Raw genomic sequence first — 16456 nt, forward strand, 5'->3', positions numbered from 1 at the left:
GAGCACCGGAAAGCAAAGGCGTTGTCATTGTAGCAGAAAGCTGGAATTAATCCAGCACCATATACCCGTAGGCCGGCAGCGTTACTTCGGTGCCCAAGGCTACTTCGCCACCTTGCAGCGCATTTGTCCAGGTGGTATTGGCCAGTGCCGGGGGCAGCGTGTATTTCACTTCCTTGTTGCGCACGTTCACCATTACCAGCACCGTTGGCTCATTGGGGGTACCTTGCTTGGTGAATGCACAGACATCCGCAGTGCTATACGAAGTGGTATTGCCCAAAGCAAAGTTAGAGTTCTTAGCTCGGGCCCGCAGCAGCTGCTTGTAGGCCTTGGTGACGTCGGGGCGAGTGTCCCATGTGATATTCACAGAGGTAAAGGGAAACGTAATTGCCGTGCTCATGCCTGACTCCTGACCGTTGTAAATCATGGGCACGCCTTTGTAGCACGAGGCAATGACGAAGGCCGACATAGCCCCGGCGTCTCCCCCGAACAGGGCGACGGGCGTGCCGTCGGAACCGTTTACATCGTGGTTGGTGGTGTAGCGCACTACTCGCTGTATGCCGGTTGGGGTGAATGCATCGGATACGCCGACGTACTCACTAGCATTAAGTGCATCAAACGTAGTAGCCGGCTGCCCCCGACGATATACGTCCCAAAGGCCGCCGTAGAAGTTAAAGCCGAATTTCATATTGAAGCCGGCCGCCAGGTTTCTCGATTCAGTACCTTCCGACAGCAGCAGCAGCTTGTGCGACTTAATATTGCGAAGCGTGTCTACAGCTTGTTTCCAGAAATCAACGGGCACGGCATCGGCATAGTCGCAGCGGAAACCGTCCACATTGGCCGAGTACACCCACGATTTCATGGCCGAAATCATAGCCAGGCGCATGGGCTGGCTGTTGAAGTTGAGCTGAGCCACGTCGGTGTAGTTGGTGTTGGGCGGGCTCAGGATGGTGCCGGCCGCGTTCTGCAGGTACCAGTCGGGGTGCTCCCGAACCCAGGCATTGTCCCAGCTGGTGTGGTTGGCCACCCAGTCCAGCATCACGGCCAAGCCGCGGGCGTGGGCGGCATCCACGAGGCTACGTAAGTCGTCGAGCGTACCAAACTCCGAATTCACTGCCGTGTAGTCGCGCACGGCGTAGGGCGAGTTTACGCCCCGTACCTGCCCCACCGGATGAATCGGCATCAGGTACACCACATTCGCGCCCAGCGCCTTGATGGAATCCAGGCGGGCCGTGACGCCAGCGAAGTTGCCGGCCTGACTGAAGGCGCGCATGTTTACCTGGTAAATCACGGCGTAGTGCGTAGAAGGCACACCGGCGAATGGGGTGCCGTATTGCGTGGGCTTTTCGGTGACCGGCGGGTCAATGGGCGCGGGAGCGTCGGGCTTGTCGGGCTTGCAGCTCGCCAGCAGGCTGGCCGCCGTCAGGCAGGTGAAACTGTACTTAAGCGCGGTGTTGAAAAAGGACATAGGATGACGTAGTGAGTTTGGTAGAGGTTGGAAAGCGGCCGGCCGGCCGGAGGTGGGAGGACCTGCCCAACGCCCGGCCGGTGGGCAATAGTTCGGCCGGCTAGCGGTTGATGGGTTTGATGCTCACAGCCGCCCCGCCCCCGGCGGCCAGCTGCAGCTTCAGTACCGATTTACTGTCGACTTTCTGCTTGCGGATCTGGTAGCTCATCGGGTTTTTGTTCCAGCTGGCGCCTTTGCCATCGGCGTAGATGGTGGCCTCGTAGCGCAGGCCGGGCGTCAGGAAATCGAGCTTCAGGGTTTGCGCACGAGCGTTTTCGTCGGTGATGGCGCCCAGGTACCACTCCTCCTTGCTCTTGGCTTTGCGGACCATGGTGATGTAGTCGCCGGGCTCGGCGGTCAGAATGCGCGTATCATCCCAGTCCACGGGCACGTCGCGGATAAACTGGAAGGCATCGAGGTGCTTTTCGTAGGCCTCGGGCAGGTCAGCCGCCATTTGCAGCGGCGAGTACATGGTCACGTACAGGGCCAATTGCTTGGCCAGGGTGGTATGCACCTGCTTGCCCTGGTTTTTGGCCGGGTTCCAGTCTTCGAGCTTGATCTGAAAAATGCCAGGCGTGTAGTCCATGGGGCCGCCCATGAGGCGGGTGAAGGGTAGAATGGTTTCGTGCTCGGGCGGGTTGCCCTCACTCCAGGCGTTGAACTCATTGCCGCGGGCTGCTTCGGAGGCCAGCCAGTTGGGATACGTGCGGTGCAGCCCGGTGGGCCGCACGGCCTCGTGCATGTCCACCATAATCTGCTGGCGGGCCATGTTCTCGGCGGTGCGGTTGAAGTGGTTGACCATCCACTGCCCGTCGTGGTGCTCCCCGCGAGGGATGATGCGGCCCACGTAGCCGGTTTTTACGCCGTCGTAGCCGTGCTCCTTCATAAAGCGCAGGGCGGCGTCCTGGCGCCGCTCGTAGTTGGTCACGGAGCCGGAGGTTTCGTGGTGCATGAGCAGCTTGATGCCCTTGGCGGCCGCGTACTGCTGCAGCTCCTGCACGTTGAAATCGGGGTAGGGTGTCACGAAGTCGAACACCTCTTCTTTCCAGTTGCCGGACCAGTCTTCCCAGCCTACATTCCAGCCTTCCACCAGCACGCTTTGCAGACCGTACTTGGCGGCAAAATCGATGTAGCGCTTCACGTTGGCGGTGTTGGCGCCGTGGTGGCCGTGGGGTTTCAGCGCGTCCCAGTTGGTATCCGCCAGCTTGAGGTTGGTAGCATCGGAGTAGTTCCAGCTGGACTTGTTCACGTGCATTTCCCACCACACGCCCACAAACTTCTGCGGCTTGATCCAGCTGGTTTCGGTGAGCGTGGTGGGCTCATTCAGGTTCAGGATAAGCTTGGAGGCCAGCACGGCCGGGGCGTTGTCGGCCACCACAATAGTGCGCCAGGGCGTGTGCTCGGGCGTTTGCAGGTAGGCCGCGGCCTCGGTGGCCGAGGGCACCAATTGGCTCGTGAGGCCGAAGGTTTTGGTGTCCACGTTCAGCATCATGGCCGGGTAGTTTACCAGCGCGGCCTCGTGGATATTCACGTAGAGCCCGTCGTCGGACTTGAGCATAAGCGGCGTCTGCACCCGCTCCGGGGCCGATTTAAGCTGAATCGGGGTGATGCCGGCGCTGTTGATTTCGCTTAGCTTGGAGGTGGTGTAGGCGTACTCGTTGGAGTCATAGTCGCCGGGAATCCAGAAGGCTTTGTGGTTGCCGGTGAGGTTGAACTCGGTGCGCTCCTGCTGCACCGTGAAGTACTGCAGGCTGGGCTGGCTGGGCCACTCGTAGCGGAAGCCCACGCCATCAGCAAACACGCGGAACACCACGTCGATAAGGCGGCCGGGAGCCTGGGGCTGGCGCAGATGCACCGTGAGCTGCTGGTAGTGGTTACGGATGCTTTTCACCTCGCCCCACACCGGCTGCCAGGTTTCGTCCACGTTCTTGGTTTCGGAGCCCACCAGCTCCAGCGGGCCGTCGAAGCCCTTGCCATCGGCCAGAGCCACGCCCAGACGCGAGGGTTTGATAACCGGCCGCTGCCCGTAGGAAACGGCGTAGGTTGGCTGGCCATCAGCGGCCAGCGCAAAGGTTAAACTCACCTTATCGAGGCGGGCGGTAAGCGGGGAAGCAACAGGTTGAGCGGTGGCCCGGAGGCCAGCCGTAAGCAAACAGAGAAGAAGTATTTTTCGCATGATGTAAACAAGGATTCCGGGCGGGCGCCAGGGCGACAATGCCTGCACCCACCCGGAATATTCAAACAAGCTATTTCCGCAGCACCAGGTACTGATAGGGCGCTAAGGTAAAGGGGCGGTCGATGCCGGCGGGTTGCCCGCTGAAGGCATTGCGCCAGCCGGCACCGGCCAAACCGGCGGGAACGGAGAAGAGTTTCGGGGAGCTGCGCAGGTTGACGAGTACCAGCACCTGCTCCTTGCCGGCCGTTCTGGTGAAAGCGCACACATCGTCGGTGCTGTAAGAAGTCAGCTCGCCGCGGCGCAGGGCATTGCTGCCGTTGCGGAAGTTAATGAGGCGCTTGTACTCGGCCGTCAGCGCGGGGTTAGGCGTCCAGTCGATGGGTTGGCGCGGGCCCATGAACGGCACGCGCTGGCTGTAGCCTACTTCCTGCCCGTTGTAAATCATGGGCACCGCCTGCATGTAGGCGGCCGTCACGAAGGCTGCCAAGGCGCCCTGCGGGCCGCCGAAAAATTCCTGCGGGGTGCCTTCCCAGGCGTTCAGGTCGTGGTTGGACACGTAGCGCACCATGCGCGCCGCGGGCGGGGCGTTGCGGTACACGGCCGCGTTCAGGGAGTCGAGCAGCTTCACACTTTTGCCTTTGGCAAAAACGTCGTGCTTCATCACGTTGATAAAGCCAAAGTCGTAGCACAGCGGGAAGCCGGCCCGGAAGAAGTGCTTTTTCTTGTCGCCCTCGGCCAGCAGCAGCATCTTGCGGCCCCGGATGGAGGTGAGGCTCTGGCTAACTTCCTGGAAAAACTCGAACGTGGGCCCATCGGCGTAGTCGAACCGAAAACCATCAACATTGGCCTGAAACACCCAGTAGCGCATGGCCTGCACCATGGCGGAGCGCAGCTGGGCGTTCTTGAAGTCGAGCTGCACGATGTCCTTCCACTCCGGAATGGGGTTGACGAGGTTGCCCGCGTCGTCGTGCACGTACCAGTCGGGGTGCTGCTGGGTCCAGGCGTGGTCCCAGCTGGTGTGGTTACCTACCCAGTCCAGCATCACGGCTAGGCTGCGGGCGTGGGCGGCATCTACCAGCTTGCGCAAATCCGTGAGCGTCCCGAACTCGGGGTTTACGCTGGTGTAGTCGCGTACGGCAAAGGGCGAGTCCACGGCCTTGAGTTGGCCGATTGGAAAAATGGGCATCAGGTACACCACATTCACCCCCAGGGCCTTAACGGAATCAAGCCGGGACGTGACGCTGTTGAAGTCGCCCGCCCGGCTGAACCCGCGCATATTTACCTGGTAGATGGTAGCATCCTGGCTTTCGGGCACGCCGCGGAAGGGTTTGCCGTACTGGGCCGGGTCGTGGTAGGCTGCCGGAGCGCCCCCCGCCTGGGCAAGCCCCGAGCGGGGCGCCGGCAACAGCGGCAGCGTGAGCAGACAGGTGGCGAGAAAGGTTTTTTTCATGGTAACAGGCACTAAAAAAATCAGCCGGGCAGCCCCATTGCCGCCCGGCTGACGAATCGTTTATTCGACCACTACCCGGCCGGTATGCATGTTACCGTCGGTGGTGGCTTGCAGCAGGTACAGCCCTTTGGTCAGGCCCGTCACATCTAGGCTGGTTTGCCCACCCGTCACGGCGGCGGTGCGGTCAAGCACCGTGCGGCCCTGGCTGTCGAGCAGGCGCAGGTGAGCCGAAGCGGCGCGGGAAGGCAGCAGCACCGTGAGGCGGCCCTGGCTGATAGGGTTCGGGAAGAGGGTGAGCGGCGTTTTGGCCGCAGTCGCGCTGGCAGAAGCCAGGGCTGTGCGGGCACCCGCTACGGGCTGGAACAGCCAGTGTCCGCTGTAGAAGCTGGCATCTACGGCCCCGTACTGGGCAGAGCCCGTCAGGTTTTCGACGTGGAGGTAGTTGCCGGGCTGCCACACGTTGCGGATGCGGAAGTAGCTGGTGCCCGAAACGGCCTCCCGCGTCCACTGCCCGCTGGTGAAGTAATCCGGCACGGCCGTACACTGCACCGAGCCGGTCTGGCCTTCGATGTTCATGTAGTTGCCCGAGGCCACGTTGCGGATGCGCGTGTTCGAGCCCACCGTTTCCAGCGTCCACTGATACGCCGTGCCGCTGGCCGTGGCCGCGTACTTCACCTGCGCGGCATTGTCGTAGAGGTAGGTGTTCTGCCAGCGGTTGATGATGTAGTACGCCGTGGCCGTGCCCGAAGCCTGCACCACCACCTGTACCTGATCGGTAGAAGACAAGGCTCCGTCACTCACCGAAACCTGGAACACATACGTGCCAGCCGTAAGCCCGCTCACCGTGGGCGACACGGCCGTGGTGGAGCTGAACGTCGCGGCGGGCCCGCTCACCTTGGTCCAGGCGTAGGTCAGGGCCTGGCCGTTGGGGTCGGAGGAGGCAGCGGCTGTGAGGGTGGCGCTGGTCGTTCCCGCGGCCAGCGTCTGGTCGGGGCCGGCGTTGGCTACCGGGGCCTGGTTGGCGGCGGCCACGGTCACCTGCACCTGGTCGGTAGAAGACAGAGAACCGTCACTTACACTTACCTGGAATACATAGGTGCTGCCGTTGGCGAGGCCGCTCACGGTGGGCGAAACCGCCGTAGTGGAGCTGAAGGTGACGGCCGGTCCGCTTACTTTCGTCCAGCTGTAGGTCAGCGGGTTACCTTCGGGGTCAGTGGAGCCGGCAGCGGTGAGCGTAGCAGTCGTAGTGCCGGCAGCTTTGCTTTGGTCGGGACCCGCATTAGCAACGGGTGCCTGGTTGCCGGTAGCAGCGAGGCCGTAAGCCTGCAGCTCGTAGATACTGTAGCCGTACGGCTGCGACTTGTGGTAGGGGTAAATGGCCAGGTAGCGGCCGGTAATGGCTACCGTCTGGTCATCGAAGCGCGCCTGGTTGGGCTTGCCGGTGATGTTCACCTTGGCCCAGGCGGCGTTGGCCGGATCGGGGGTGATGTTGCTGTTCGACGCCATGATGTAGTAGGAATCAGCATTGGCGTTTTCCCACGACACCGTCACCCGGCTCAGGGCGTAGCTGGCGCCCAGGTCAATCTTAATCCATTCCGTCTGGTTGGCGTTGGCGGAAGGTGCCGTCGACCAGCGGCTGTTGAAGGAGTTGTCGATGCCATCCACGGCCAGGTTGGGCGTGTAGTTCACCCCGTTGAAGGTCTCACTGCTCGACGCCGTGGCGGTTTTATTCAGAGCCAGGTTGGGCAAGGTTAAGGCCTGCGTGCCGGTAATAGCGGTGCTAGTGCCGTTGGCGCCGTAGGCTTCCACCCAGAAATTGTAGGTGGTTTGGGTGTTCAGGCCCGTGGCGGTGTAGCTCGTGGCGCTGGCTGCCGTGGTAACGTTGGGCGTAGCCGGCTTGGTGCCGGAAGTCGACCAGTAGATGCGGTAGCCGGTTTCGCGGCTGGAGTTATCGGCCCAGCTAAGGGCCACGGAGGTCGGGCTGGCTTGGCTCAGGCTGAGGCCCGTGGGTGCTTTCGGAATGTCCGTTACCGTGGCCGTGAACGTGCGACTCAGGGTATTCACGCCACCGTTGGCCGTGCCGCCATTGTCCGTAGCCGTAACCGTTACCGAGGACGTGCCTACAGCCAGGGGCGTGAGCGTGAGCGTGCCGGTGGCGTTGCAGGAAGTGTAGGCCACGCCGGGCGCGCCGAGCACGGTGGTGTTGGCACTGGAGGCGGCCAGCGTCACCGTTTGGGTGCAGAAGTTGCCATCCGAAATACCGGTCAGGCTTACCGCTTTGGCGCCGTCTTCCAGGTTGATGGTTTGGTTGGCAATGGCGTCGAGCGTGGGGGCGGCGTTGGGACCAGCCGCGCCGTTGTTGAGCTTGAGCACGTAGAAGCCGTTGGCTGGAATGGAGGCCACCGGCACCCAATTCGTGATGTTGCCCCCGCTCACCGTCACGCTGCTCACAGTTTGCGAGCCGTTCAGCAGATTGCCCAGCGAGTACGTGCCCGCTGGAATGGCCGTGCCGCTCACTGACAGCGCCACGTTGTTCTGGGCCGAGGCGGCCAGATTTAGAATCACGAAGGTCACCTCTGAATTGTAGGTACGCATGAATGCGTACACGCCGGCAGAGGTAGTAGCCACTGTTTTGTAGCCCCCGCGCCGCAATGAAGCCTCCGCTTTGCGCACCTTAATCAGGTCTTTGTAGAGCGTGAGGAAGGAACCGGCTACGCCCTGCTGGCTTTGCACGTTGTACTGGGCGTAGTCGCCGGCGGGCTCCCAGGGCGAGCCGGTGGTGAAGCCGCCACTGGCCGTATTGCTCCAGCGCATGGGGTCCCGGGCGTAGTTGTTGCTGCCACCCCCGCCAACTTCGTCGCCGTAGTACACGAAGGGCACGCCGGGCGCAGTCATCAGCCAGGCGGCGGCCACTTTGGCCTTGGCATCCTGGTTGTTGGTCAGCCGCGACTTCAGCCGCAAAGCCTTATAGCTGTTGTCGGTATACAGGTCGTGGTTAGAGAAGAACGTGCCGAACTGCAGAAAGGGGTAGTAGTTCATCGACTCCTCCACCGGGGTCTGCAGGTAGCTTTTGTTTTCGTTGTTGAGGGCGTACTGTACCCCGTAGGCAATGTCGAACTGAAAGCCAATGTCGAAGCCCTGATACACGTACTTGGAGGCTTCAATGGCCGTAGAGGGCTGCGGACCGCTTACTGGGTCGAACAGCCACGTCTCCCCTACCGAAAACGAGTTGGGGTTGGCGGCCTTGATATGGTCGCGCCACTCGCGCCAGTAGGCGTAGGTCTGGGGCAGGCTGCGCTGGTCCGTCAGGGCCACGGCGTCGCCGCGCTCGTAGAGGAACATGGGCGCATCAAGGCGGAAGCCGTCTACGCTCTTGCCCAGCCAGAACGAGCTGGCGTCCTTGATGGTGTTGCGCACCGAGCGGCTGTTGTAGTTCAGGTCGGGCGTTTTCACCGCGTACTTGCCCCAGTACACGTTGAAGTTGGCGTTGGAGTGCCCGATGGAGTTGTTGCGCCAGGCCGAGCCGGGGTTGGTGCTGCGCCACACGTAGTAGTCATCATACTTGCCGCCGGCACCTTGCGCTGCGCTCTGGAACCAAGGGTGCTCGTCGGAGGTGTGGTTGAACACCATGTCCAGAATCACCTTTATGCCGCGGGCGTGGGCTGCTGCTACAAAGGCATCAAAGTCGGCCTGCGTCCCGATTTCGCCGATAATGCTCTTGTAGTCCTTCACCTGGTAGCCCCCGTAGTAGGGCTCCGAGGCATCGTGCACGGGCATCACGTACAGGGCCGTTACGCCCAGGTCGGAGGTGGTGGTAGCGTTGCCGTCGTTGAGGTAGTCGAGCTTCTGCGTCATGCCCTGCAGGTCGCCGATGCCGTTGCCGTTGGTATCAAAAAAGCTGCGCGGGTAGATCTGGTAAAAGATGGCGTCGTTCCACCAGCCCAGGGCCGCGTCTACCGTCGTCACCGTCACATTCAGGGTTTTGGACGTGGTGCTGCCGCTGCTGTTGGTGGCCGTGAGCGTCACGGCGTAAGTGCCGGCCGCGCCCCAGGTTACGGTAGGGTTTTGCGAGGAAGACGTGGCCGGGTTGCCGCCCTGAAACGACCAGCTCCAGGAGGTTGCGGCCCCGCCTTCGGAGGCATCATTAAAGCGCACGACTTCGCCGGGAATAGTTTTAGTGCTGGAGGCAAAAAACCTGGCGTAGGGGTACGGGGGGAGCTGGTCGTTCCACCAGTCGCTCAACACGTTGGCGGCGGAAGTGGGCTGCACCACGTACTTGCGCGCCGCCACCGATTCGTTGGTTTGCACGCCTCCGCGGGTAATGCGGTAGTTGTAGGTAATCTGCGCGTCGTTGGTTTGGCCCGTTACGGTGCCGGAGTAGATTTTGTCCCCGTCGGGGTCGGTGAGGGCCACGCCCCCGGCCGAGAAGGACCCGAGCACCACCACCTGGTCGGTGCCCGCGGTAAACTGGCCTTGCTGAATGCGGTACTGCAAATTCACGTTGAATGTGAGGTCGGCGGCCTGGACCGTTATGAGCGGGATGCCCAGGAGCATCCACATGACGACTAGTACTCTGGTTACTGCTTTTTCCATGATGGTGGGGTTTTGGTAAAATGGAAATGAGGAAGCGTAAGCGTAGGCGTACTTCAGAAAGGGCAATAGGCCAGCCACCGAGCCCCAAAGCAGGGTCGTGCAGCCAAATTCAGCCAGCGCAGTAGGGCTGCTGCCAGCTACTCAGAGCGGGAATGGGTAAGGAGAATTAATCGGTAGCCAGCTGCGGCCACCGGGTCTTCCCAAGGGGCCGGAAACCTTACCCACTGGTTTCCGGCCCGGGAAGAGCGTAGCCCGGTTAGCGGGTTACGGCCAGTCGGCGGGTCGCTATTTTTTCCCCTACCTGGACCTTCACCAGATATGCGCCCACCGCCAGGTCGCCCGTGGCTACACTCAGTTCGTGGAAGCCAGCCGGCTGGCGAGCATCCAACAGGGTCCGCACCTCACGGCCCAGCAAATCCGTCACGCGCACCGACACGGCTTGCGCCTTGTCCAGCACCCGGTAGGCAATGGTCGATTTTCCCTGCGCCGGGTTCGGGAATACGCTCATGGCCACCACCGCGTCTTCGGCCTTGCGGCTGCTGGTTACCACCACATTCAGCGCAGGGGCCTGGTCGCCGGCCAGGGTTGTGAAATCGGGGCTGAAGCCGAGGTTGTTGTTGCCGTTGCCGGGAATTTCCGGAATCACATCCGACGACCAGTAAGCGTCGCCGCTCACGTAGGCGGCCATCACGCGCACTACCGAGGCGCCCGAGGGCAGGCCCAGCGAGGCGCGATTGAACTCGTACTCCAGCCCGTAGGAGCCGGCCCCACCCCCGTTGTCGTTGCCGGGGTTGGTGGTGAGGTTGCCGGTTGGCGCCTTATAGGCCACTTTGGTGCCCGCAAACAGCGCGTAAGCCCCCGTCGTAGCCGAGGCCGGAATAGCGTTGGTGGAGCCGTCGGTGAGGATAGCCGCGCCGCCCCCGATAGATTTGGCCTGGCCCGCCTCGGCAGTGTAAATGGCCGCCTGCACGTCGCCGCCGCCAGTGGTGGCAATGGCCGCATCGGCTTCCAGCTCGAGCTTGGTGCCGCCAATACTGCCGCCAGCAAAGGTGCCGAACACCGTAGCCGAGCCCGCAATGGCCGGCAGCCCGGTGCCTACGGGCACCCCGGTTTTGTTAGGTAAATCCAGGTACAGCTGAAAGTTGTTGCCGCCGGGCTCAATGGTGCCGGCCAGCCCGATGTAGAGCTTGGTGCTGGAGTTGGCTCCGTACATGCGCAGCAAACCCATCAGGCCAAAGCCCCCGTCGCCGATGTGCGGAGTAGTGAAGGCACCCAGGGAAGTGTACTTGCCGGCCGTCGTACCGATTTCGTCGGCGGAGATAACGCCGTCGATGGTTACCTGAGCCTGAGCACTCAGAGCAGTGGCAGTAAGGGCAGCAGCCAGAACCAGCGTAGTTGTTTTTTTCATGAGCGTAGAAGGAAAATGGTGGGTTGGAGAAAAATGAATAGCCTGCTGAAGGCAAGCCGGCTCAACAGCCTCAGCCGTGCCCGTAGGCCGTGCTGAGGCGAATGGCTTAGTAGCCGGGATTTTGCCTGAGCGTGGGGTTGGCCACGATGTCGGTGGAAGGAATGGGGTACAGGTTCAGGTTGTCCGACACGCCTTTGCCTTCCTTCAGGCCGCCTTTCCAAGGCCACAGGTAGCTGCCGCTGGTGAAGCGGCCAAAGCGGATAAGGTCGGTGCGGCGGGTGCCTTCCCAGTACAGCTCGCGGCCCCGCTCGTCCAGGATGAAGTTGGGCGCCGTCAGCTCAGCCAGCGTAATGCGGCCGGCGGTGCCCCCGCTGAACTTGTTACCGAAGGCCCGGTCGCGCAGGTCATTTATGTAGGTGAGGGCCTGGGCCTGGGTACCGCCCTGCCCCCCGCGCAGCACGGCTTCGGCGTACATCAAATACACGTCGGCCAGGCGCAGCACCGGGAAGTCGGTATCCACGAAGGTGAGCGTGGGGTCGGTACCATTTTCGCCCGTCGACTTCTTGTTCGACCACTTCGTCACGCCGTAGCCGTCGGTAAATACGGTCAGGTCGTTGATTTCCAGGTTTTGCCCGATGGTGAAGAACATGGCCCGGCTGTCGAATCCCTCCGCGTTTTCGGGAAAGAGCAGCGGCAGGTTCTTGCGGGTACGGTTGCCGGCCCAGCCGCTGCTCACGCCAAAGGCGCTGCCCAGCATCCGCCCGCCTATAGCGGCGTGAATGAGGTAGGTAGTGCCTCCATAGGTTTGCGAGGCCAGCCCGTCACTGGTAATCGGGAAAATGATTTCCGACCTGGCTTTCACGCCATTGTCGGCCATGAAGATGTGGGCGTACTCCGGGGTCAGGCTGTAGCCGCCCCCCAGCACCTTGTTGCAGTAGGTGAGACAGTCGGTGTAGCGGGCCGTGCCCGTGTATACCTGCGCGTTCAGGTAGAGCTTAGCCAGCAGCGCCCAGGCGGCACCCTGGTCGGCGCGGCCATAAGGGCCCTGCTGTGGCTTGTTCAGCAGGGGCTCAATGGCCTTCAGCTCCGACTCGATGTAGCTGAACACCTCGGCGCGGGTAGCCTGCTTGGGCAGCTCGTTGCCAGGTACGCCGGCTTCGGTGACCAGCGGCACGTTGCCATACAGGTCGAGGGCGTGGTAGTAGGCCAGGGCCCGCAGAAAGCGGGCTTCGGCCCGAAACAGGCGGGCATTCACCGCATCCTGGCCCGCAATGTTCCGGTCGCTGAGCTTCTCGTCGGTGGTTTCCCGAATGAACTCGTTGCAGGCCGTTATTTCGTAGAAAATGCGCGTGTAGCTGTTGCGCATCAGGTCGTTGCTGGAGGTCCAGGTGGTTTTGTTCAGCTCCTGGAGCGGGCCGCTGTTCCAGGCCACCACGGCCTCGTCGGTCACCAGCTCCTGCAAATACCAGTAGGCCCGCAGGTAGGAAGTTTCGCCTTCGTCCAGGCCGTCGCCCTCAAATACATCCGGGGAACCGGTAGTACCCTGACCCGAGAGGTTGAAGCCCGCGTAGAGCTTGGCCAGCACCTGGATGTAGTTGGCCGGGTCGCGGTACACCGACTCCGTGTTCAGGTCATAGAAAGGGTAGCGGTCCAGGTCCTTGGTGCAGGAAGAAAGGCCGCCGGAAAGCAGGGCAGCGGCTACGGCCAGCGTAGCGGCGCCACGGCGCAAGTGCTTGTTCATCTTTTCTTTTCAGTTTCTAGTTGCTGGTTGCTGGTTGCTGGTTTCTAGTTGCCTTTTTAGTGTTCTAGCCGACAACCAGAAACCAGAAACCCGCAACTCATTTAAAAGCCCACGTTGAGGCCGAGCGTAAACGTGCGGGGCAGCGGGTAGAAATTGCTGTCGATACCGTTGCCGCGCTCCGGATCGAGGCCGGTATAGCCCGTCAGTACCAGCAGGTTCTGGGCCGCCAGCGTCAGGCGCAGCGAGGTCGATTCCTTCCACAGGCTGCCGAAATCGTAGCCCAGCGTCACGTTCTGCACGCGCAGGAAGGAGGCATCCTGTAGGTAATAGTCGCTGAAGGGCTGGCCGTACTGAAAGCTGGTGGTGTACACGTCGGGCACCACATTGGAGGCGTACTGCAGGCCCGTGTTGGTACCGAAGTAAGTGCCCTGGCCCGCGTCCACGTTGTTGTACACGTAGTTGCCCAGGTTGGAGCGCAGCGTGAAGGCCAGGTTGGCTTTGCCGTAGCTCAGGTTGGAGCTGAAGCCCAGCATGGCTTTGGGCGCGGGCGTCTTGCCGTACACCCGGTCCCGCTCGTTGATGAGGCCGTCCCCGTTCTGGTCCACGTACTGGGCCGTGGTGGGCGCCGAGCCGCCTTCCACGGGCTTGCCGTTCGCGTCGTACTTCTGCTCGTAAAGCCAGAACGTGTTGGCCGCGTGCCCCACCGAGTTCACCTGCACAAACTGGAAGTTGCCGATGCCGCCCACCGGGGAGCCCAGGTAGGTGGGGTCTTCCACCAGCAGCAGCTTGGTGATTTTGTTGCGGTTGATGGTCGCGTTGAAGTTCACGCCCCAGTTGAATTTCTCCCCGCGCACCACATCGTAGTTCAGGGCAAACTCCACGCCCCGGTTTTCCAGGTTACCAATGTTCTTGAGCTGCTTGGGCGTAATGTTCTTGCCAATGGGCACGGGCACCACGGCCAGCAGGTCGGAGGTTTTGCGCAGGTACAGGTCGATGGAGCCCGTGAGGCGGTTGTTGAAGAAGCCGTAGTCCAGGCCCGCGTCGTAGGTGGCGGTTTCCTCCCACTTCAGGTTGGGGTCCTGCCCCCCGGCCCGCAGCGTGCGGATGGTGTCGTTGCCGAAGATCTGCCGCACCGAGCCACCGCCCAGGTTGTAGGAGCGCAGGTACGGGTAGTCGCCGGCCACGCCCGCCACGTCCTGCTGCCCCGTGCGGCCGTAGCTGAAGCGCAGCTTGAGGTCCGACACCGTCTGGCTGTTCGCCAGGAAGCTTTCCTTGTTGATGCGCCAGGCCACCGAAGCCGCCGGGAAGTAGCCCCAGCGGTTATCGGGGCTGAAGCGCGAGGAGCCGTCGGCACGGAGTGTGCCCGTGAGCAGGTACCGGTCGTTGAAGGAGTAGTTTACCCGGCCATAAAAGGAAAGCAGCGTGTACTGGCTTTTGTAGGGGTTGCCGGCCAGCGCCGTGGGGTCGAGCAGCTCGCCGGCCGCCGTGCGGCTGAAGAAAAACGGACTATGCGTGTAGAAATCCTGGTAGGAGTAGCCCGCCAGCGCCTCTACGCGCTGCCCGCCAATTTCCTTGTTGTACTTCAGGTAGGTTTCCAGCAGCTTGTTGTTTTTCTCCTGCTTGTACTGGTTGTTGAGGCCTTTCACGTTGTAGGCCACCGACGAAGCCTCCGGCACGAAGACAGTGCCGGCGCTGCGCGAGATGTCGTAGCCCAGGTTGAGGTTGGCGTGCAGGTCGGGCAGGAAGTGCAGGCTGTAATCCAGCTGAATGTTGCCCAGACTGCGCTTCACGGTGCTTCGGTCGCGCTTGTCGGTGAGCAAAGCCAGCGGGTTGCGGTCCGTGAGTGGGTAGGGGTTGATGCCGTCGGCCGGGTCCAGCCACTCAAAGTAGCCATTGAACTTGCTGGCGTCGCCGGAGTAAATGGGCTTGGTAGGATTGTAGCGCACCGCGCCCCCAATGGCGCCCTGATCGGCAAATTGGTAGTCCGACCACGTGCCCTTCACGTTCACATCCACCCGCAGGTGGTTGTCGAGCAGGCGCGGCGATAGGCCCACGGAGGCCGAGTTGCGCTTGAGGTTGCCGGTTTTGAGGGTGCCGTCCTGGTCGAGGTAGCCCACCGACACGCGGTAGGGCATCCGCTTCACGCTGCCGGTCACGCTCAGGTTGTTGTCGGTGGTCCAGGCGGTCTGATAAATAGCGTCCTGCCAGTCGGTATTGGCATTGCCCAGATAAAACTCCGAGGCGCGGTCGGCCGGGATTTTGCCCTGGGCCACGGCGTTTTTCACCAGGGTGCGGTACGCGTCGCCGGTCAGCACATCCACCTTGCCGTAGTTTTCGGAGCGCGCCACCTGCGTGTTGAAGTTCACCCGCGTTTTCTCCCCTTCCACCCCTTTTTTGGTGGTGATGATAATAACCCCGTTGGAAGCCCGCGACCCGTAGATGGCCGTGGCGGAGGCATCTTTCAGCACCGTAAATGTTTCAATATCATTGGGGTTGATGAGGGACAAAGGGTTGCCGGCGCCGTTGATACCGCTGTTTTCCACCGGCACGCCATCAATCACAATCAGCGGGTCGTTGCTGGCACTCAGGGAGGAGCCGCCCCGGATGCGGATAGTGCTTACCTCGCCGGGGGCCCCGCCGCCGGTGGTAATCTGCACGCCGGCCAGCTTGCCCTGGATCAACTGCTCGGGCGAAGTCACCTGGCCCTTCACAAAGTCGCGGGAGGTGACGGTGGCAATGGAGCCGGTTACGTCTTCGCGGCGGGCGGTGCCGTAGCCCACTACCACGGCTTCGTTCAGCAGCGTGGTATTCTCGGCTAGTGTGGCAGTTAGTGCCGTATTCTGGCCCGCAACCGTGGTAAATGGCAGGCGTTGGGTGTTGTAGCCCACAAACGATACCACCAGCACGTGTGGGCCGTCGGGCACATTGCTGATGCTGAACTGGCCTTCGGCATTGGTAGAGTTGCCCAGGGAGGTGCCTTCTATCAGCACCGTTACGCCGGGCATGGCCTGCCCCTTTTCATCCACGATGCGCCCACTCACGGAGCCGCTGAACGCGGGACTTCGGCGGACAGCTTCCACCGCCGGTAGCGGGGCGGAGGTAAGGGTATGGGGCCCGGCCGCAGGCAGCGCCAGCGCAGGGCCGGCAGTGCAAAGCCCGAGGGGCAACAGGAAGGTGCTGGCAAGCCGCCAGGGTGTACGGGAGAATGGTAGAGGTACCGGCATACGAAGAAGGGGACAGCAGAATGTGCAGGTATTCGTAGCCTGGCCGGAGGCGGTAACCGCTGACCGCAAACGGTTGCGGCGGGCTCCGGCAGCAGGAACGGCACAAAAGAATCCGGCCCCCTCTTCAACTAAAATTTATCAAACTCCGATCAAGAAAATATTAATTGATATTAAGGACATCCTACTGATTTATAAATATTTAATTACTATAAACACTGCTAAAATATGAAGCCAATATGATAGGCGTTTTCGGTTTTTGGACACCTATTCAGGCTCATCTTCCGGTCTTCTGCCGACAAAAGTCTCCTTAGCCTGCCTGGAGCTATAGCAGATTTCTGAACGGGGCATCCCAGATGCTGA

At 61.6% G+C, this 16456-nt stretch carries 7 protein-coding genes; all 7 read right to left on the reverse strand.

Annotated features, from left to right (window positions below; genetic code table 11):
• Positions 1-46: 46 nt before the first annotated feature.
• Positions 47-1465, reverse strand: a complete 1419-nt coding sequence (locus tag I5L79_RS19045) for an alpha-amylase family glycosyl hydrolase (protein WP_196956668.1) — start codon at positions 1463-1465, stop codon at positions 47-49.
• Between the two features lie 100 nt (positions 1466-1565).
• Positions 1566-3680: a glycoside hydrolase family 97 protein gene (locus I5L79_RS19050; RefSeq protein WP_196956669.1), complete on the reverse strand. Its 2115-nt coding sequence runs from the start codon at positions 3678-3680 to the stop codon at positions 1566-1568.
• Positions 3681-3750: 70 nt separating this feature from the next.
• A complete protein-coding gene (locus tag I5L79_RS19055; RefSeq protein WP_196956670.1) occupies positions 3751-5130 on the reverse strand; it encodes an alpha-amylase family glycosyl hydrolase in 1380 nt (459 codons plus the stop codon).
• Positions 5131-5190: 60 nt separating this feature from the next.
• Positions 5191-9723, reverse strand: a complete 4533-nt coding sequence (locus I5L79_RS19060; RefSeq protein ID WP_196956671.1) for an alpha-amylase family glycosyl hydrolase — start codon at positions 9721-9723, stop codon at positions 5191-5193.
• Between the two features lie 256 nt (positions 9724-9979).
• A complete protein-coding gene (locus tag I5L79_RS19065; RefSeq protein ID WP_196956672.1) occupies positions 9980-11131 on the reverse strand; it encodes a T9SS type A sorting domain-containing protein in 1152 nt (383 codons plus the stop codon).
• Positions 11132-11237: 106 nt separating this feature from the next.
• Positions 11238-12872, reverse strand: coding sequence for a RagB/SusD family nutrient uptake outer membrane protein (locus I5L79_RS19070; RefSeq protein WP_196956673.1), 1635 nt, complete (start codon positions 12870-12872; stop codon positions 11238-11240).
• 101 nt (positions 12873-12973) lie between these two features.
• Positions 12974-16096: a SusC/RagA family TonB-linked outer membrane protein gene (locus I5L79_RS19075; RefSeq protein ID WP_196956674.1), complete on the reverse strand. Its 3123-nt coding sequence runs from the start codon at positions 16094-16096 to the stop codon at positions 12974-12976.
• Positions 16097-16456: the final 360 nt, after the last annotated feature.

The organism is Hymenobacter guriensis (assembly GCF_015773195.1).
Lineage (GTDB): Bacteria > Bacteroidota > Bacteroidia > Cytophagales > Hymenobacteraceae > Hymenobacter > Hymenobacter guriensis.

Bases quoted from the DNA above. Each gene is read 5' to 3' on its own strand.
- I5L79_RS19065 (WP_196956672.1), bottom strand. From the start codon at position 11,131: ATGAAAAAAACAACTACGCTGGTTCTGGCTGCTGCCCTTACTGCCACT.
- I5L79_RS19075 (WP_196956674.1), bottom strand. From the start codon at position 16,096: ATGCCGGTACCTCTACCATTCTCCCGTACACCCTGGCGGCTTGCCAGC.
- I5L79_RS19070 (WP_196956673.1), bottom strand. From the start codon at position 12,872: ATGAACAAGCACTTGCGCCGTGGCGCCGCTACGCTGGCCGTAGCCGCT.
- I5L79_RS19055 (WP_196956670.1), bottom strand. From the start codon at position 5,130: ATGAAAAAAACCTTTCTCGCCACCTGTCTGCTCACGCTGCCGCTGTTG.
- I5L79_RS19050 (WP_196956669.1), bottom strand. From the start codon at position 3,680: ATGCGAAAAATACTTCTTCTCTGTTTGCTTACGGCTGGCCTCCGGGCC.
- I5L79_RS19060 (WP_196956671.1), bottom strand. From the start codon at position 9,723: ATGGAAAAAGCAGTAACCAGAGTACTAGTCGTCATGTGGATGCTCCTG.
- I5L79_RS19045 (WP_196956668.1), bottom strand. From the start codon at position 1,465: ATGTCCTTTTTCAACACCGCGCTTAAGTACAGTTTCACCTGCCTGACG.